Here is a 17,089-nt window from a genome sequence, read left to right as displayed (position 1 = left end):
GCGTGTGCGGCATCGCGGGGATCTTCTACCCCGGCACGCCCAAACCGGTCGATCCGGCCCGCATCGTCGCCATGACCGACGCCCAGGCGCATCGCGGCCCGGATGGGGCGGGGGTGTGGACCGGCAGCGGCGTCGGGCTCGGTCACCGGCGCCTGTCGATCATCGACGTCGCCGGATCGCCGCAGCCGATGCAGGCCGGCAGCCTGACGATCACCTATAATGGCGAGGTCTATAATTTCGCCGAACTGCGTGCCGAATTGGAGGCGAAGGGCGCGCGTTTCGTCACCTCGGGCGATACCGAAGTGCTGCTCCACGGCTGGCGCGCCTGGGGGGCGGGGCTGCTCGACCGCTTGGCCGGCATGTTCGCCTTCGCGATCCACGATGCCGATGCCAACACGCTGACGCTGGTCCGCGACCGGCTGGGCGTGAAGCCGCTCCATTATGTCGAGCTGAGCGACGGTGCGGTGGCCTTCGCATCCGAACTCAAGGGGTTATTGGCGCATCCGCTCGTCCGGCGCGACGTCGACGTCCGCGCGGTCGAGGATTTCATGGCGCTCGGCTACGTCCCCGACCATGCCTGCATCGTCGCGGGCGTGAAGAAGCTGCCCGCCGCCGGGCTGTTGCAGTTGGAACGCGGCAAGCCGGTCCCGGCCCCCCGCCGCTGGTGGGACATCGACTTCTCGCAGCGCGCCAAAGGCTCGGCCAGGGACCTTGAGGCCGAGATGATCGATCGCCTGCGCGCATCGGTGCGCAGCCGGATGGTCGCCGACGTGCCGCTCGGCGCCTTCCTGTCGGGCGGGGTCGACAGCTCGGCGGTCGTCGCACTGATGGCGGAGGCGTCCCCGCGCGCGGTCAAGACGCTGTCGATCGGCTTCGACGAGGCGGGGCATGACGAAAGCGCCTATGCCCGCGCGGTCGCCGACCGTTTCGCGACCGACCACCGCACCCGAACTGTCGCAGCCGACGACTTCGCGCTGATCGACACTTTGGTCCACGCGTTTGACGAACCCTTCGCCGATGCCTCCGCGCTCGCCACCTACCGGGTGTGCGAACTGGCGCGCGAGAGCGTGACGGTCGCGCTGTCGGGGGATGGCGCGGATGAGGCGTTCGCCGGATACCGCCGCTACCGCTTCCATGCCGCCGAGGAGAGCGTCCGCGGCCTGCTGCCGGGTGACATGCGGCAAAAATTGTTCGGGACGCTCGGCCGGCTCTATCCCAAGGCCGACTGGGCGCCGCGTCCGCTGCGGGCGAAGTCGACCTTGCTCGCGCTCGCCGACGATGGCGCCACCGCCTACGCGCGCGCGGTCGGCGTGACGACGCCCGCGACCCGCGACCGGCTTTACGGCGACGCCTTCCGCCGCAGCCTGGGCGGGCATCGCGGCGAGGATGCGATGATCGCGACGATGCGGGCGGCGCCGGCGCGCTCGGGCCTCGACGCCGCGCAATATGCCGACATCCATCACTGGTTGCCGGGCGACATCCTGACCAAGGTCGATCGCACCTCGATGGCGGTCAGCCTGGAAGCACGCGAGCCGCTGCTCGACCACCGCCTGCTCGAATTCGCCGCGACCCTGCCCGAGCGGATGCGCATCCAGGGCGGGCAGGGCAAATGGCTGATGAAGAAAGCGCTCGAACCCTGGCTGCCGAAGGACGTGCTCTACCGGCCGAAGATGGGCTTCGTGACGCCGGTCAGCGCGTGGTTCCGCCGCGAGCTTGCCGGAGAAGCGGCGAGCCTGAGCAAGTCGCCGGTGCTGGGCGCCTGGTTCGATCGCGCGGCACTCGACCGGCTGGCGGAGGACCATCGCGCGGGCCGCGCCGAGCACGGCCGGACGCTGTGGCAGCTCGTGATGCTGGATCGCAGCGTACGGCGGATGTTCGCTTAAATCTCGATCACCCTCACCCTTCCGGCGCTTCGCGCCTCCCTCCCTCTCCCGCCAGGAGAGGGAAGGGGCCGCCGCCGTCAGGCGGTGGGAAGGGTGAGGGCGATCGACCTATCGCAGCTTCGCGATATTCAACCCGTCGGCCTTTGCGCGGTCCTTCACCGATTCCTCGCTGCGGGTCAGCGCCTTGGCGATCGCCTTGAGCGCCATGCCCTTTTTCGCCAGCGTATGGAGCTTCTGCAGCTCCGCCGCGGTCCACGGCTGCTTGTGCCGCTCGAATCCTTCGCCCTTAGCCATGGAACACAGCCATAGCGGCATGCAGCGTCAGCGCCACCAGGCACAGCGTCGAGGCAACGAACAGGACGAAGCGCGGGCCCACCTTGTTGACCGTCCCCTGCACCAGCGAATGCACGATCCGCAAGCCCGCATAGCCCCACGCCAGCCAGGCGTTGACCCCGTTGCCGGTCCCCGTCAGCGCGATGACGATCGCCACCGCGTAGAAGATCGTCGGCTGCTCCATCAGGTGATTGTAGTTGTGCGCCGGCCATTGGACCTTGGCCGGCAGCACGCGGTCGGCGTCACCGGTCTTGCTGCCGGTCAGCTTGGTGAGGTCGATGCCCGCCGCCTTCAGCGCAGGGATGCGCTTGGCGAGCATCCAGGCCCACATCACGAGCGTCCAGGCGATCAGGACGACGACGGGTTTCAGAATGTCCTGGTGCATGAAAAAGCCTCCCCCCGGTGGTCGCGGGGGGAGGCTGCATCATTCGATTGCGATAGGCAACTCATAGGGGGCCGTCACGGGAGTAAATCCCGTGACGTCGGACGCGGGCTCGGCCCGTGCCGGCCGGCCTAGCGCCGTCTCGCCGATAGCTTGGCTATCTGCGTGCGGCTTAGGCGAACAGCTTCGCCCAGCCGCGCTTCGCCCGGTCCTTCCAGTGACCACGGTGATACGCATCGCTCGCCAGCAGCGGCATCACCGAACCGGCTTCGGCGAACACCATCTGTTCGATGCCGGTGTTCACCTTGCCCCAGCTGGCCGCTTCCTGAAGCGTCGACGACGAGCAGGCACCGTCGCGCACGTCGGCGACGGTGATCTGCACCGCGTACTTATGCACTTCGACGTCCTCGTGGCCCAGGATCTCGGCGCAGACGACCGTGTCCTGGATGAAGTTCTTCGGCACGCCGCCGCCGATCATCAGCAGGCCGGTGGTGCCCGCCTTGATCTTGATTTCGGTCAGCTCGCGGAAGTCGGCGATGGCGTCGAGCACCATGTACGGGCGGCCTTCCTTCGCCGCATCGACCTGATGCTTCACCAGGCCGAAGCCGGCCGACGAATCGACGAACGCCGGGCAGAAAATCGGCACGTCATGCTCGTAGGCGAGCTTGACCAGGCTGTTGTCCTTCTTGCCGTGCTCGACGAGGTACTTGCCCATCTCGCGGATGAACGCGCGGCTCGAATACGGCTTGGGCTCGAGCGATTCCGCGATCTTGTTGATCGTGAAGTCGCAGTCCTGCAGCTGTTCTTCGTCGATGTACGTGTCGTAGATGCGGTCGATGTACAGCGAACGCAGCGTGTCGTCGTCCGGGATTTCAAGCGCTTGATAGTGCTTGTGGCCAAGGCCTTCGAAGAAGTCCATGTCGACGATGGTGGCGCCGGTGGCGACGATCACGTCGACCATGTTGTTGCGCACCAGCTCCGCATACAGGTCCATGCAGCCGCCGGCCGAGGTCGACCCGGCGATCACCAGGCAGACCGTGCAGTCCTTGTCGGCCAGCATGTCGTTGTAGATCTTGGTCGCACGGCCGAGATCGCGGCTGGTGAAGCTCATGTCCGCCATCGCATCGACGATCGGGCGCGCGTCGAAGCTCTTGATGTCGATGTGCTTGACCTGCTTCGACAGCAGTTCGGCCTTGCGGGTATCGTTGATCGGGGCGTTGGCCGCCGCGGTCTTGGTCAGGGTGTCGGTCATGGGAACTCCCATAGTCTAGCCGGCGTCGTTCAGGTGGGGACGCGGAAACCCGTTTGGACGGCGGGGCCCGGTCCGGGCCCCACCGCCGATTTCGTGTGATGGTCGTGCGTTACAGCTTGACGACGTTCGAAGCGACAGCTGGTTCGACCTCGGCGTACAGCGACGCCATCGGTTCGTCTTCGACGATGACCGTCTGGTCCGAACCGAAGCCGTTGAACGCGGTACGCATGGCCGAACCGTACGCGCCGAGCATGCCGACCTCGATATAGTCGCCCGCGCGGATGTCCGCCGGCAACAGGAACGGGCCGGTCATATGGTCCAGATCGTCGCAGGTCGGGCCGTAGAAGCTGAACGCCATGTCCCTGGCATTGCTGTCGGGCTCGCGCAGCAGGCGGACCGGGAAGCGCCAGCCGATGTGCGCGGCGTCGAACAATGCGCCATAGGCACCGTCGTTGATATACAGTTCGTCGCCACGACGCTTTTCGACGCGGACGATGATCGAGCTATACTCGGCGCACAGCGCACGACCCGGCTCGGCCCACAGTTCGGCCGAATAGCTGATCGGCAGCGACTCGAACGCGCGGTGGATCGTCTCGAAATAGCGCTCGAGCGCGACCGGCTCCATGCCCGGATAGATGCTCGGAAAGCCGCCGCCGACGTCGATCACATCGACCGTCACCGCTGCCTCGACGATGGCCGCGCGCACGCGCTCCATCGCCTGCGCATAGGCGTCGGGCGACATCGCCTGCGAACCGACGTGGAAGCAGATGCCCAGCGCATCGGCCGCCTGGCGGGCAGCGAACAGCAGCGCCTTGGCTTCCTCCGGCATCACGCCGAACTTCGATGCGAGGCTGAGCTTCGACAGGTCCGACGACACGCGGATGCGGACGCACAGCGTCAGGTCGGCGGCGGGCACGCCGTTCCACGACGTCGCCGCGACGATCTTGTCCAGCTCTTCCATCGAATCGAGCGAAAAGACGCGGACGCCATGCTCGAAATACGCCTGATGGATCGCTTCCTCGGCCTTGACCGGGTGCATGAAGCACAGAGTCGCCTGCGGCAACGTGCGGGCGACCAGGCGAACCTCGCCCAGCGACGCGACGTCGTAATGCGTCACGCCTGCATCCCACAGGATCTGAAGCAGCTCAGGGCTCGGGTTCGCCTTCACCGCATACATCGACCGGCCCGGGAACTTCTCCACGAAGAACCGGGCGGCCCGCGCAGCAGCGTGCGGACGAACGAGCGTCACCGGCTGAACCGGCTTGCCCTTGGCGATCTCAACGGCGTTACGACCCGTTGTTGGGGCAGCTAGCCCCAGCGCGCAATCTTGCTGGTGCAACTCAAGGGACCTCCAATGCCAGGGCTGTGGCCCCGGACTTTCAGTTCACGAACACTGCCTTGCGGTGGAAGTCCCATGGGGCAGCGGAGGCGGCGAAATAGGGTCGTCGAACGAGCATGTAAAGAGTTTCGTTGCGTACCATTTTGCGGCAGGGATGAAGCGTGACCATCGTGCGACAACCCACCCGCGCCGGCGTGCGCGATGCCGCGGCCAAGATGGCCGATCTGCTGCCCCCGACACCGCTGCTGCGCGCCGAGATTCGTGGGGTCGAACTGGCCTTCAAGGCCGAGTCGCTGCAGCCGATCGGCGCGTTCAAGATCCGTGGTGCCTGGCACCGACTGACCGCGGTGGATGAAGAGGCGCGCAAGCGGGGCGTGGTCGCTTTCTCGTCCGGCAATCACGCGCAGGGGGTCGCCTGGGCCGCGCGCGAACTCGGCATGCCCGCCGTCATCGTGATGCCGGACGACGCGCCGAAGGTGAAACGCGACTCGACGCTGGCGCTGGGCGCCGAGGTCGTCGGGTGCAACCGCTTCACCGACAGCCGCGAAAAGATCGCCGCGCATCTGGCGCACGCGCGCGGCGCGGTGCTGGTGCCGAGCTTCGACGACGCCTGGGTGATCGAAGGGCAGGGGAGCGCGGGGATCGAGGCGGAGGACCAGTTCGAAGAGATCGGCTGGGGTCCGGTCGAGCATGTCGTGAGCCCCTGCGGCGGTGGTGGCTTGTCGGCGGGACTCGCGCTGGCGCTGCCCGAAGCGACGATCACGGTCGTCGAACCCGAAGGCTGGGACGACATGCGCCGCAGTCTGGAAGCGGGCTGGATCGAGGAAGTGCCGGCCGACGCGCCCTATACGTCCTGCGATTCGCTTCAGACGAAGCGGGTGTCGCAGCTGACCTTCGACGTCCTGTCGCGTCGGGGTGCTACGGGCGTGGCGGTGACCGAAGCCGAAGTCCGCGCGGCGCAGCGCTGGGCGGCGGCGAAGTTACGGCTGGTGGTGGAGCCGGGCGGCGCCGTGGGAATCGCGGCGCTGCTGGCGGGCAAGGTCGAACCGCAGGAAAATATGCTGGTGCTGGTATCGGGCGGAAATGCCGATCCGGACGCCTATGCGGCGGTGTTGGGCGGGTCGGATTGAAACCAACCAGCCGTCATCCCCGCGAAGGCGGGGATCAATAGTCGCTGGTCTATCGGCTCTATCGACAGGTCAGCCGGAATTTATCCCCGCCTTCGCGGAGATGACGGCGGTCAGGGCTCGGCTCGAAGCCGGGCGCCCTTATCACCCCACGAACGCCCGCTCGATCACGTAATCGCCCGGGTTGGCATTCGACCCTTCGGTGAACCCCATCCCGTCGAGCATCGCCGCCGTGTCGCGGATCATCGCCATGCTACCGCACAGCATCACGCGGTCGGTTGCCGGATCGAGCTTCGCCTCGCCCGGGATCCCGTCGAACAGCGATCCGTCCTCGATCATCGTCCCGATGCGCTTCTGCGTCGGGAAATCCTCGCGCGTCACGGTCGGCACGTAATGCAGCTGCGCCGCGGCCTGATCCTCGACCAGCGGATCGCCCGCCAGCTTCGCTTCGAGCACCTCGCGATAGGCGAGATCGCTTACGCGGCGGACCGAGTGGACGACGATGACCTGTTCGAACATCTCGTACACGTCGGGGTCGCGGATCAGGCTGAGGAACGGGGCCAAGCCGGTGCCCGTCGCCAGCAGGAACAACCGCTTGCCCGGCGTCAGCGCGTCGGTGACCAACGTGCCGGTCGGCTTGCGGCCCAGATAGATCTGGTCGCCGATCTGGATCTTCTGCAGGCGCGAGGTCAGGGGCCCGTCCTCGACCTTGATCGACAGGAAGTCGAGTTCCTCGTCCCACGACGGCGATGCGACCGAATAGGCGCGCAGCAGCGGGCGGTTCTCGCCCTGCAGCCCGATCATCACGAATTCGCCCGAACGGAAGCGGAAGCTTGCCGGGCGCGTGATCGCGAAGCTGAAGAGGTGCTCGTTCCAGTGGTGGACCTTGGTCACCGTTTCGACGGTCAGTGCGGCGGTCGGTTCAAGCACGGTCGGGGCAGCGATCGAATCGCTCATCGGCGGATACGTCCTTCATGTGTGGCGCGCAGGGAAACCTCGCGCGAAATCATTGGCCTGTCGGAATGCGCGGCGCCCATAGCAGACGGGATGCCCCGTGGTCGAGTGTTGCGAGTGAATCGCAGCGGTGCGATGGACAGGAGCATGGATGCCATCGCCAAACTCGCCCCGACCATCACGATGCTCGCCGTCTTCGCGCTCGTCTTCGGCGGCATCCGCCTGATCCGCGCAGGGGGCGATAGCCGCACGAAAGGCGTGCTGATGCTCGTCTGCGCAGGCGTGCTGGTGGGGAATGTGCTCATCTGGACGCTGTGACGCCGCGTCTGGCCTGCGGCGGGGCGTTTGCGAAGGCAGAATGGGTTCGCGGGCGGCAAGATGAGCTTGGCCACCCAGCCGTTCGGCCTGAGCTTGTCGAAGGGCTGCTCTTAGGAGCCTAGCGCGGGCATCGGCAAAGCCGATGCCGTCGGCCGGAGCTTCGCACCGCCGGCCGGGCTCGCCGCGGGCGTGGATTAGCGTTTCGCTAATCCACTGCGGGCTCCCAATTCGCCTATTTTATGGGCGAATTGGGATCGAGCCGCATATCCAAGTACCGATCCACGCTCCCCATCAGCTGGTCCATCTCGTGCTCGAAGAAATGGTTGGCACCCGGGATCGTGTCGTGGTGGATCGTGATGTGCTTCTGTGTGCGCAGCTTGTCGACCAGCTTCTGCACCGCGATCGGCGTCACGACCTCGTCCGCCTCGCCCTGGATGATGATGCCCGACGACGGGCAGGGCGCCAGGAAGGTGAAGTCGAACATGTTCGCCGGCGGCGCGATCGAGATGAAGCCGCGGATTTCCGGGCGGCGCATCAGCAGCTGCATGCCGATCCAGGCGCCGAACCCGAAGCCTGCGACCCAGGTCGTCGACGCTTCGGGATGGAAGCTCTGTACCCAGTCGAGCGCGCTTGCCGCATCGCTCAGCTCGCCGACGCCGTTGTCGAACGTCCCCTGGCTCTTGCCGACGCCGCGGAAATTGAACCGGAGCGTCGCGAAGCCGCGGCGCTGGAACGTCTTGTAGAGTTCCTGCACGATGCGGTTGTTCATCGTGCCGCCCGACATCGGATGCGGGTGCAGGATCATGGCGACCGGTGCGCGCGGGCGGGGCGCCGGGGCGAAACGGCCCTCAAGGCGACCTTCGGGACCGGGGAAAATGACTTCTGGCATGACGTTCGGAACCTGCGAAGGAGGCTGGCGCGTTGGAATGGCGCGTGGGAATTGCGGGCGCTATATAAGAAGGCCGCACGCGGGCGCAACGAAATCGAATCGATCGGGAGTCCCGTGGCCAATCGTCTCTATCTAGATCACGCGGCAACCACGCCGATGCTGCCCCAGGCCGCCGAGGCGGTCGTGCGCGGTCTGGCCGGCTGGGCCAATCCGTCCTCCCCGCATGCCGAGGGGCGCGCGGCGCGGGCGATGCTGGAAAGCGCGCGCAACGTGCTGAAGGCGGCGTATCGCTGGCCGGGCGAGCTGATCCTGACCAGTGGTGCCACCGAAGCGATCGCGATGGCCCTGACCCGCGCGCAGGTAAGAAGCGTGCTGGTCGGCGCGACCGAACATGAGGCGGTGTTGCGCGCTGCGCCCGAGGCGGTGCGTCTGGCGGTGCGGGCCGATGGCGTGCTCGACCTCGACGTGCTCGGCCACGAACTGGCGGTCGCGCCGGCGCCCGCTCTGGTCGCGGTGCAATGGGCGAACAGCGAAACGGGCGTCATCCAGCCGATCGCCGAGATCGCCGAGATCGTCCGCGCCGCCGGCGGCAGGCTGTTCGTCGATGCCGCGCAGATGCCGGCTGCCTGGAACGACCATCCGCCGCAGGAGGTCGCCGACCTGATCGCGATTTCGGGCCACAAGCGCGGCGGCCCGGCCGGCATCGGCGGGCTGCTCGTCCGCGACCTGTCGCTACTGCTGCCGACCGGCGGGCAGGAGCGAGGCTATCGCGGCGGTACCGAGAACATGCCCGCGGCGCTGGGCTTCGCCGCGGCGGTCACGATCGGCGAAGACCTGGCCGCCATGGCGACGCTGCGCGCGCGACTCGATTCGGCGATCGAATCGCTGGGCGGCCAGATCGTCGCGGGCCATTCGCTCCGCGCCCCGCACATCGCGTCATACCGAATGCCCGGTCTGTCGGCGGCGGCGCAGCTCATTCGCTTCGACCTGGCGGGCATCGCGGTGTCGGCGGGGTCGGCCTGCTCCTCCGGCACGATGCGTCCCAGCCACGTCCTTGCCCATATGGGCTGGGAAGGGGCGGCGGCGGGCGAGGTCGTTCGCGTCAGCTTCTCGCGCGACACCACGCCGGCCGATGTCGAGCGTTTCATCAGTGCCTGGGCCGACGTCGCCCGCGACCTGCGCGCGCGGGGCGATCCGGCCGAAGAAGCGCTGTGATCTATCTCGATTACCAGGCGACGACGCCGCTCGCGCCCGAGGCGTTCGACGCGATGGTCCCCTGGCTGCGCGATGGCTTTGCCAACCCGCACTCCCCCCACGCGGCGGGACGCAAGGCCAAGGCCGCGGTCGAAGTGGCGCGGGCGCAGGTCGCAGCACTTCTTCCCGCCGGCGGCACGGTCAGTTTCACCGGCGGGGCGACCGAGGCGCTCAATTGGGCGATCCAGGGCACGACCGGCCCCGTGGTCACGATCGCCACCGAACATGCCGCGGTCCTGGAGACCGCGCAGTCGCGTGCCGCCTGCACCGTTCTGCCGGTGGGGCGCGACGGCCTGGTCGACCTTGCCGCCGCGCGCGAAGCGATCCGCCCCGGCACCGCGCTCGTCGCTGCGATGCTCGTCAACAACGAGATCGGCGTAATCCAGCCGATCGCCGACCTCGCCGAGATTGCCGATGCCGCCGGAGCCTTGTTCCTGTGCGATGCGGTACAGGGCTATGGCCGCGTGCCCATTCCCAACGGCTGCGACCTGATCGCCCTATCCGCGCACAAGATCCACGGTCCAAAGGGTATCGGCGCGCTGTGGATTCGCGACGGAGTGGCGCTCACGCCGTTGCTCCACGGCGGCGGGCAGGAAGCAGGGGGGCGATCCGGCACGCTCAGCCCCGCCCTATGCGCCGGCTTCGGCGCCGCCGCGGCAGTGGCGAAAGCTCGCCGGACACAGGACAATATGCACGTCGCTGCCCTGTTCGACCGCGCCCTGCACCACCTTGGTCCCGATTGGCAGGTCAACGGGTCGTGCGCGCACCGCTACCCTGGCAACCTCAACGTGCGGCTCCCCGGCCTCGACGTTGCGCGGTTGATGAGCGAGTTGCGCGACATCGCCTTTTCCGCCGGGTCGGCCTGCGCCAGCGGATCGGGTCGGTCGAGCCATGTGCTGCGCGCGATCGGGCTGACCGACGGGCAGGCGCGCGAAAGCATTCGCATCGGCTTCGGCCGCTACACCACGTCCGAGGATATCGATACCGCCATGGCCCGTATTACCGCCGCCGCGGCAGACCAGCGCGCCGCCGCATGATCCGCGTCCGAATGATCGGCCCCGACGGGGGCGTTTCGGACGTGGTGGGGCAGGCCGGCGACACGCTGCTGCGCCTCGCCCAGGCCGCCGGCCAGCCGCTTGAGGGAACGTGCGAGGGCCAGATGGCCTGCTCCACCTGCCATGTCATCGTCGCGGCGGAGGATTTCGACCGCTTGCCGCGGGCGAGCGAGGAGGAGGAGGATATGCTCGACCTCGCCGCCGGCGCCACGCGAACCAGCCGGCTTGCGTGCCAGATCGCGCTGACGGCCGCGATCGATGGCCTGACCGTCCGCGTGCCGGCCGAGGCGCGCGACATGCGCGGACGATGAACGCGGGATAACGCCGCATTCAGGGAACGTGCATGGCCGCCGACCCATTCTTCTCTCCAGGAGCCCGCGTATCGGGCGTGTAAGAGAGGAGTAAGGTCATGAAGATGATCGCATTGGCCGCTGCCGGCCTTATCGCCGCAAGTGCCGTAACGCCGACCCCTGCACAGGCGCAGCGCCATGGCTGGAATGACGGCCGCGGCTGGGATCGCGGATATGATCGCGGCCGTGGACACGACCGCCGGAACTGGAACCGCGGATGGCGCGGCGACCGGGGCTGGAACCGTGGTGGGTGGAATCGCGGCTGGGATCGCGGCTGGCGTGGCAACCGCGTGCGCTGCGTCTGGGTCGATGGCTGGTACGGACCGGAACGCCGCTGCTTCCGCCGCTAAGTCGTAACGGCCAAACAGCGACTTGATCGCGCCGCCCGGCTCCCCTATCTGGCACGCGGGAGTCGGGCGGACGGGGTCGTCGCCAACCTGGTCAGGGCCGGAAGGCAGCAGCCACAACGATTTCGCCCCGGGTCGTCCCGGCTCCCACCGCGCAGCGCGCACGGCGCTGGCTGCGCCAGCCCGAGACGCGCAAGCGTGGCCGGCGGGCCAGCGGCCCGTCCGACGACGCGGCTTCGCCGCGGCGCGGACCTCATCCCGGAATGCAATTTACCTACACACATGAAGTTGTTCCGACGCACCAGCAGAGATGGCGTGGTGGCCCAAAAATTTGCTGTTTCAGTAGTGCTTGTCCTGACAGTCTTATCGTCGCCCGCTTTGGTGAAAATTTGATCGCCGGAATCGCAAGACTGCACCGTTCTCGAAGCCGCATATACCGCAGCGACCGAAAGCACTGTGCCCGCTTATCCGATAAACCTGCGTCCATCGGATCGTGCGCTCGAACTCTCGACGTTTGTCCCGCACTACAGGCAACGGCTCAACCTTGCCGCAGGAGAGTTCGAAGGTCTCCAGCAGAATGCGCCAGCCGCATCGTCGGTCGAATACAAGCCGGTATGTACAACCAAAGCAAAGCCGACGCAATTTCGTGACCGCGACGGGCATCTGCTGTTCGCATCCTTTTCCCGGCCGCTGTTTTCGACCCACAGGACGCTTGCGATGGTCGAGGTATCTTTTCAAACGGCGGGCAGGTTCGGCTAAGGGTTGATCTGCATCGTGCGTCGGCGTCAGGCGCGTTGGTCCGCGGCATGCCATCCCCGCTGGATCGTCTGACGAACCAGACGTCTGACGCCTGCCCTTGAGTTATGCACCGGCATCCGCCATCTTTGACCCATGGCGACGATCGTAATTCCCGACGCGCTCAAGCGCCGAATCGACACCCAGGTCGAGGCGGCGGGATATGCCGATACGACCACGTTTTTGTCCGATCTCATCGAAGATGCCGTGGCCGACCGTCAGTCGGTGCTAACTGCGCTGGAAGAGGGTGAGACGAGTGGACTGAGCACACTCAGTCCCGACGACATTCTCGAAGATTTGCTCCGCAAACGCCTTGCGGCTTGAACTTACCAACGCGGCCGAGGCCGACCTTCGTAGCATCTTCAACTGGACCGAGCAGGCGTTCGGCCTGGCCCAGGCCGTCCGGTATCAGACGCTCCTGAATACGAAGCTCACGGCGTTGACCGACGCGCCGGAAAGCGGACGGCCGTATCTAGGCGCGACAGCGGGCACGCGTCGCGTCACGGCGTTGCGGCACTTCATTTATTTCCGGTCGGATGGCGATGTCTTGCGCATCATTCGCGTCCTTCACCAACGCATGGCGCAGGATCGTCACGTGCGGTGACGTCGCGAACAAAAATAGAACTTTCCTACATGGCGCAAATCTGCTCCACCCTGGCGGATGAGCGACTCAGACCCTTCTCCAATCGCCTTCACGCCCGTCCCCATGGCCCGTTCTCGCCACGACGGCTGGTCCGCGGAGCGCCAGCAGCGTTTCATCGCCGCACTCGCTGAAACCTGCAGCGTGAACGCCGCCGCGCGGGCGGTCGGATCGACGCGGACCAGTGCCTATCGCTTGCGCGGTCGGCCGGGTGCGCAGAGTTTCGCCGCTGCCTGGGATAATGCGCTCTCCCGCGCCCGTGCCGAACGCTTCGACATCCTGTTTGAACGCGCGACCGTGGGCGTGCTCGTGCCGCGAAGATATCGCGGCGAATTTGTCGGCACGCGCCATTTCAGCGACAACGCCGCCGGCCTTGCGGCGCTGCGCGATCCGCCCGTGCCGCCGCATCTGCGGCAAAAGTGACAAAAGTGACAAAAGTGACGAAGGCTGACGAATGGACCGCGGTATCGCAACTTTTGGGGTGCGGTCGCTGCTACCGGGCCTCTGCAATGGTGGCTTGCCGTGCGATCAGCCGCCAGCCGTCGGAGCGCTTGGCCCAGACATCGGTGAATGGGCGCATGACCTGTTTGCCGGCGCCGGGGCCTTTCAGCGGGACCATCGTGTCATATCCCATGACCACCGTCACTTCGGGTTTCTCGCCGATGAAGCTGATGTGCTTGCGGAAATCCTTGTAGTTCAGGAAGTCGCTTTCCATCGCTTCGATCACCTGCTCGCGGGTCAGGACGCGATTGTCGGGCGAATTGACGACGAAGTCCTCCGCCCAGACCGCGCGAACGCCGGCGGCGTCGTGCGCCATCATCGCCTCGCCGAGCCGGCCATAGGCCGCGCCGATCTCGGCGGGCATGCGAACGCCCGGTGCGAGTTGGGCCGACGCGGCGACGGAGACAAAGCAGGTCGCCGCCAGTCCGATCATCCTGAGCATGGTCTTTCTCCTCGTCGATGCGGGAGGCATCATGCGGCGCTCAGCCTGCGCCGGCAACATCGAGCATCGCACCGCGAAGCCTTCGACAACGCTCCCTCGACCGCCTAGAGAAGACCCGCAATGTCCGACTCTCTCGACCTCGGCGAACCCCCGCAGCCCAAGGGCGCGGCGTATCGTGTGCTCGCCCGCAAATATCGGCCGCAGACCTTCCGCGAGCTGATCGGCCAGGACGCGATGGTCACGACGTTGGCCAATGCGATTCGGCGCGACCGGCTGGCGCACGCCTTCCTGCTGACGGGCGTCCGTGGGGTCGGCAAGACGTCGACCGCGCGGCTGATCGCAAAGGCGCTCAACTGCATCGGCCCCGACGGCCAGGGCGGGCCGACGATCGACCCGTGCGGGGTGTGTGAACCGTGCCGTGCGATCGCCGAAGGGCGCCATATCGACGTGATCGAGATGGACGCCGCCAGCCACACCGGTATCGATGACATCCGCGAGATTATCGAGGCGTCGCGCTACGCCGCCGTCTCGGCACGCTACAAGATCTACATCATCGACGAAGTCCACATGCTGTCGAAGGCCGCGTTCAACGGCCTGCTCAAGACGCTGGAGGAGCCGCCGGGGCATGTGAAATTCCTGTTCGCCACGACCGAGGTGAACAAGGTGCCGGTAACGGTCCTGTCGCGCTGCCAACGCTTCGACCTGAAGCGGATCCCGGCCGACCTGCTTGCGGGCCATTTCGCCGAGGTCGCGAAGGCCGAGGGCGTCGAGGCCGAGGCGGACGCGCTGGCGCTGGTAGCGCGCGCGGCGGAAGGGTCGGCGCGCGACGGCCTGTCGATCCTCGATCAGGCGATCGCCCATGCCGGCATCGAGGGCGGGGCAGTGACCGCCGACGCCGTGCGCGACATGCTGGGCCTCAGCGACCGCGGCGCGATCCGGACCCTGTTCGGCAAGCTGCTGGAGGGCGACGCCGCGGGCGCGCTTACCAATCTGCGCCAGCAATATGACCTGGGCGTCGATCCGGCCGCAGTGCTCAAGACGCTGCTTGAGACGGTTCACGGTGCGACGCTGGTCAAGATCGGTGCCGATCTGAGCGCAACCGGCCAGGCGGCCGAGGAACGCGCGGCGCTCACCGAATGGGCGACCGCGCTCAGCTTCCCGGCGCTTCACCGGCTGTGGCAGCTGTTGCTGAAGGGCCATGACGAGGTCGCGCGCGCGGCGCTACCGATCGAGACGGCGGAAATGGCGCTGCTGCGCGTGATCCACGCTGCGAGCCTGCCCGATCCGGGCGAGCTTGCGCGGCAGATCGCGCATGGGGGCGTGCCGGCACCGGCGGTGGGGCAGGGCGCGCCTGCGGCATCGGCGGCGCCCGCGGCTCCGGCCGAAGCGGCATTGCCGGCGAGCCTGCGGGACGTCCACACCCTGCTGGATGCGTCGGACCGTATGCGGCTGGCCGTCGATGTCTGGCACAGGCTGCGCGTGGTGAGCTTCGCCTTTCCCGAGATCATTCTCAGCAATCTGACCCCGCTGCCCGCCGAGCTGCCGAAGGAGCTCGCGGTCGAACTGCGCGCGCTCACCGGCAAGCCGTGGAAGGTGACGTTGTCGCCGACCCCCGGCGACCCCACCTTGGCGGAACAGAGTGCGGCAGCCGCGGAGGCGGCGCGCGCGGCGGTGCTGGCGACCCCCATGGTCGCCGCGGCGCTGGCGGCGTTCCCGGGGGCCGAGCTCCATGATTTCAAACTGGCCGGAGGCAATCAGGCGTGAAGAGTATCGAAGACATCATGGCAATGGCGCAGAACGTCCAGGACGAGCTGCAGAAGGCGCAGGCGAATCTCGACACGATCGAGGTCGAGGGCGTGTCGGGCGGCGGCCTGGTGAAGGTGAAGGCGTCGGCCAAGGGCCGGATCATGAGCGTCGATATCGACGAATCGCTGCTCCAACCCAGCGAGAAGCAGATGCTCGAGGACCTGGTCGCTGCCGCGTTCAACGACGCGCGGACGAAAGCGGATGCCGCGTCCTCGACCGAAATGGGCAAGCTGACGAGCGGCCTGCCACTGCCGCCGGGGTTCAAGCTGCCATTTTGAGACTGTTTCTCAGGCGGAACGGAATGGCCGGCTAAACCGTTGCGCGCGCATCGACTTTTGACAGAGGGGATGCGTAATGAGTGACGATCGCTACACCGAGACCACGACGACCACCGGCGCGCAGCCTGCCGCCCATACGACGACGGTCGTCGAACGTCGCAGCGGCGGTGGCGGCGGCTTGTTGATCGGGCTGGCGGTCCTGATCGTCGTCGCGGTCGGCGTGTTCTTCCTGTTCACTCAGAACAGCAGCGAAAGCCGCAAGGACGATGCGATCGCCGGCGCGGCCAAGTCGGTCGGCGCAGCGGCGAAGGACGTTGGCGATTCGGCGAAGAAGGCGGTCGAGTAAGGGATCCCGGGGGAGGGCGCACGCTCTCCCCCGACCTGGCCGACACGCCTCATCGCAGGCAGGCGTCGAGCCCCTGGTTGCGGACCACCGGGATCCGCCGCTGGATCAGCCCGGCATAACGGCCGGTGAAGCCGCGCGGCGCGATGCCGGCGCGTTTTTTCGGCAGCGGCAGGACGGCCGCGATCTGGGCGGCCTCGCGCGGGCTGAGCTTGCCCGCCCCGTGCTTGAAATAGCGGCGCGCGCCCGCCTCGACCCCGTAGGTGCCGATGCCGGTCTCGGCGACGTTCAGATAGACCTCCATGATCCGCCGCTTGCCCCAGATGGCGTCGATCAGGACGGTGAAATAGGCTTCCAGCGCCTTGCGGGCATAGCCGCCGCCCTGGAACAGAAAGACGTTCTTGGCGGTCTGCTGGCTGATCGTCGACCCGCCGCGAATGCGCCCACCCTGGGCATTCCGATACGCGGCCGCGGCGATTGCCTTGTAGTCGAAGCCCGCATGCGAGCAGAAGCGCGAGTCCTCTGCGGCGATCGCGGCGCGCGGCATATCCGGGTCGATGCTGCCGAGCGGCGTCCAGTCCTTGGTAACGCCGTGGCCCGAGACGACATCGCCCAGCATCGTCCAGGTAATCGGCGGCGGTATGAAACGATAGGCGATCGTCATGACGACGCTGACAAGCAGGAAGACGAGCAGCAGCTTGGCGAACCAGCCGAGGACGCGGCGCACCAGGCCACGGCGGGGAGGGGATGGGCGAGCGGTGGCGGCCATGGGGGACGCTGCTAGCGAGCCGCCGCCGTGGA

The 17,089-nt window shown here is 67.1% G+C and carries 22 protein-coding genes and 1 other RNA gene; 15 read left to right on the top strand and 8 right to left on the bottom strand.

Annotated elements, in window-relative coordinates:
- Positions 1-2: 2 nt before the first annotated feature.
- Positions 3-1,883 (top strand): amidotransferase 1, exosortase A system-associated, encoded by a 1,881-nt coding sequence (locus tag JW805_09680; GenBank protein MBN2972283.1) that lies wholly within the window; start codon positions 3-5, stop codon positions 1,881-1,883.
- Between the two features lie 108 nt (positions 1,884-1,991).
- Here JW805_09680 and JW805_09675 read toward each other — a convergent pair whose 3' ends face one another.
- From JW805_09675 to JW805_09660, 4 genes are all read right to left on the bottom strand, one after another.
- Positions 1,992-2,177, bottom strand: coding sequence for a hypothetical protein (locus tag JW805_09675; GenBank protein MBN2972282.1), 186 nt, complete (start codon positions 2,175-2,177; stop codon positions 1,992-1,994).
- A complete protein-coding gene (locus JW805_09670) occupies positions 2,170-2,601 on the bottom strand; it encodes an MAPEG family protein (GenBank protein MBN2972281.1) in 432 nt (143 codons plus the stop codon). Before JW805_09670 ends, JW805_09675 begins: the two co-directional genes overlap by 8 nt.
- 169 nt (positions 2,602-2,770) lie before the next feature.
- The gene (locus tag JW805_09665) at positions 2,771-3,850 is read right to left on the bottom strand and encodes a deoxyhypusine synthase (GenBank protein ID MBN2972280.1); all 1,080 of its coding nucleotides are present in this window, start codon (positions 3,848-3,850) and stop codon (positions 2,771-2,773) included.
- Between the two features lie 109 nt (positions 3,851-3,959).
- Entirely contained in the window at positions 3,960-5,189 is a 1,230-nt protein-coding gene (locus tag JW805_09660; GenBank protein MBN2972279.1) for a type III PLP-dependent enzyme, read from the bottom strand.
- A gap of 215 nt (positions 5,190-5,404) precedes the next feature.
- On the opposite strand from JW805_09660, the gene JW805_09655 reads away from it, so the two are divergent.
- Positions 5,405-6,319 (top strand): threonine/serine dehydratase, encoded by a 915-nt coding sequence (locus JW805_09655; protein MBN2972278.1) that lies wholly within the window; start codon positions 5,405-5,407, stop codon positions 6,317-6,319.
- A 141-nt stretch (positions 6,320-6,460) separates the two neighbouring features.
- Here the strand turns inward: JW805_09655 and JW805_09650 are convergent, their stop codons facing one another.
- Positions 6,461-7,273, bottom strand: coding sequence for a ferredoxin--NADP reductase (locus tag JW805_09650; protein ID MBN2972277.1), 813 nt, complete (start codon positions 7,271-7,273; stop codon positions 6,461-6,463).
- A gap of 144 nt (positions 7,274-7,417) precedes the next feature.
- On the opposite strand from JW805_09650, the gene JW805_09645 reads away from it, so the two are divergent.
- Positions 7,418-7,588: a hypothetical protein gene (locus JW805_09645; protein MBN2972276.1), complete on the top strand. Its 171-nt coding sequence runs from the start codon at positions 7,418-7,420 to the stop codon at positions 7,586-7,588.
- Between the two features lie 232 nt (positions 7,589-7,820).
- On the opposite strand, the gene JW805_09640 is transcribed toward JW805_09645, so the two are convergent.
- Positions 7,821-8,477, bottom strand: a complete 657-nt coding sequence (locus JW805_09640; protein MBN2972275.1) for an alpha/beta hydrolase — start codon at positions 8,475-8,477, stop codon at positions 7,821-7,823.
- A gap of 114 nt (positions 8,478-8,591) precedes the next feature.
- Here JW805_09640 and JW805_09635 point away from each other — a divergent pair, with 114 nt between their 5' ends.
- From JW805_09635 to JW805_09595, 9 genes are all read left to right on the top strand, one after another.
- On the top strand, positions 8,592-9,692 hold the full coding sequence (locus tag JW805_09635; protein ID MBN2972274.1) for an aminotransferase class V-fold PLP-dependent enzyme: 1,101 nt from the start codon (positions 8,592-8,594) through the stop codon (positions 9,690-9,692).
- On the top strand, positions 9,689-10,768 hold the full coding sequence (locus JW805_09630) for a cysteine desulfurase (GenBank protein ID MBN2972273.1): 1,080 nt from the start codon (positions 9,689-9,691) through the stop codon (positions 10,766-10,768). The genes JW805_09635 and JW805_09630 overlap by 4 nt, the downstream gene beginning before the upstream one ends.
- Positions 10,765-11,097, top strand: a complete 333-nt coding sequence (locus JW805_09625) for a 2Fe-2S iron-sulfur cluster binding domain-containing protein (protein MBN2972272.1) — start codon at positions 10,765-10,767, stop codon at positions 11,095-11,097. The genes JW805_09630 and JW805_09625 overlap by 4 nt, the downstream gene beginning before the upstream one ends.
- Positions 11,098-11,195: 98 nt before the next feature.
- A complete protein-coding gene (locus JW805_09620; protein ID MBN2972271.1) occupies positions 11,196-11,486 on the top strand; it encodes a hypothetical protein in 291 nt (96 codons plus the stop codon).
- Positions 11,487-11,542: 56 nt separating this feature from the next.
- Positions 11,543-11,636, top strand: an RNA gene (ffs, locus tag JW805_09615) — signal recognition particle sRNA small type.
- Positions 11,637-11,939: 303 nt separating this feature from the next.
- A complete protein-coding gene (locus JW805_09610) occupies positions 11,940-12,242 on the top strand; it encodes a hypothetical protein (GenBank protein MBN2972270.1) in 303 nt (100 codons plus the stop codon).
- Between the two features lie 132 nt (positions 12,243-12,374).
- Positions 12,375-12,602 (top strand): hypothetical protein, encoded by a 228-nt coding sequence (locus JW805_09605; protein MBN2972269.1) that lies wholly within the window; start codon positions 12,375-12,377, stop codon positions 12,600-12,602.
- The gene (locus tag JW805_09600) at positions 12,592-12,882 is read left to right on the top strand and encodes a type II toxin-antitoxin system RelE/ParE family toxin (protein MBN2972268.1); all 291 of its coding nucleotides are present in this window, start codon (positions 12,592-12,594) and stop codon (positions 12,880-12,882) included. The genes JW805_09605 and JW805_09600 overlap by 11 nt, the downstream gene beginning before the upstream one ends.
- 180 nt (positions 12,883-13,062) lie before the next feature.
- On the top strand, positions 13,063-13,341 hold the full coding sequence (locus JW805_09595) for a hypothetical protein (GenBank protein ID MBN2972267.1): 279 nt from the start codon (positions 13,063-13,065) through the stop codon (positions 13,339-13,341).
- Positions 13,342-13,411: 70 nt separating this feature from the next.
- On the opposite strand, the gene JW805_09590 is transcribed toward JW805_09595, so the two are convergent.
- The gene (locus JW805_09590) at positions 13,412-13,861 is read right to left on the bottom strand and encodes a nuclear transport factor 2 family protein (protein MBN2972266.1); all 450 of its coding nucleotides are present in this window, start codon (positions 13,859-13,861) and stop codon (positions 13,412-13,414) included.
- A 120-nt stretch (positions 13,862-13,981) separates the two neighbouring features.
- On the opposite strand from JW805_09590, the gene JW805_09585 reads away from it, so the two are divergent.
- The 3 genes from JW805_09585 (at position 13,982) to JW805_09575 (ending at position 16,291) form a co-directional block, all read left to right on the top strand.
- Positions 13,982-15,625: a DNA polymerase III subunit gamma/tau gene (locus tag JW805_09585; GenBank protein ID MBN2972265.1), complete on the top strand. Its 1,644-nt coding sequence runs from the start codon at positions 13,982-13,984 to the stop codon at positions 15,623-15,625.
- Positions 15,622-15,945 carry a YbaB/EbfC family nucleoid-associated protein gene (locus JW805_09580; protein MBN2972264.1) on the top strand — a complete coding sequence of 108 codons (324 nt, stop codon included), beginning with the start codon at positions 15,622-15,624 and terminating at the stop codon, positions 15,943-15,945. Before JW805_09585 ends, JW805_09580 begins: the two co-directional genes overlap by 4 nt.
- A 76-nt stretch (positions 15,946-16,021) precedes the next feature.
- Complete coding sequence (locus tag JW805_09575) at positions 16,022-16,291, top strand: hypothetical protein (GenBank protein ID MBN2972263.1); 270 nt, start codon at positions 16,022-16,024, stop codon at positions 16,289-16,291.
- A gap of 49 nt (positions 16,292-16,340) precedes the next feature.
- Here JW805_09575 and mtgA read toward each other — a convergent pair whose 3' ends face one another.
- Positions 16,341-17,057: a monofunctional biosynthetic peptidoglycan transglycosylase gene (mtgA, locus tag JW805_09570; protein MBN2972262.1), complete on the bottom strand. Its 717-nt coding sequence runs from the start codon at positions 17,055-17,057 to the stop codon at positions 16,341-16,343.
- Between the last annotated feature and the right edge of the window lie 32 nt (positions 17,058-17,089).

It is taken from the genome of Roseomonas aeriglobus (genome assembly GCA_016937575.1).
Lineage (GTDB): Bacteria > Pseudomonadota > Alphaproteobacteria > Sphingomonadales > Sphingomonadaceae > Sphingomonas > Sphingomonas aerigloba.
This window is presented reverse-complemented; position numbering and strand designations above follow the sequence as displayed.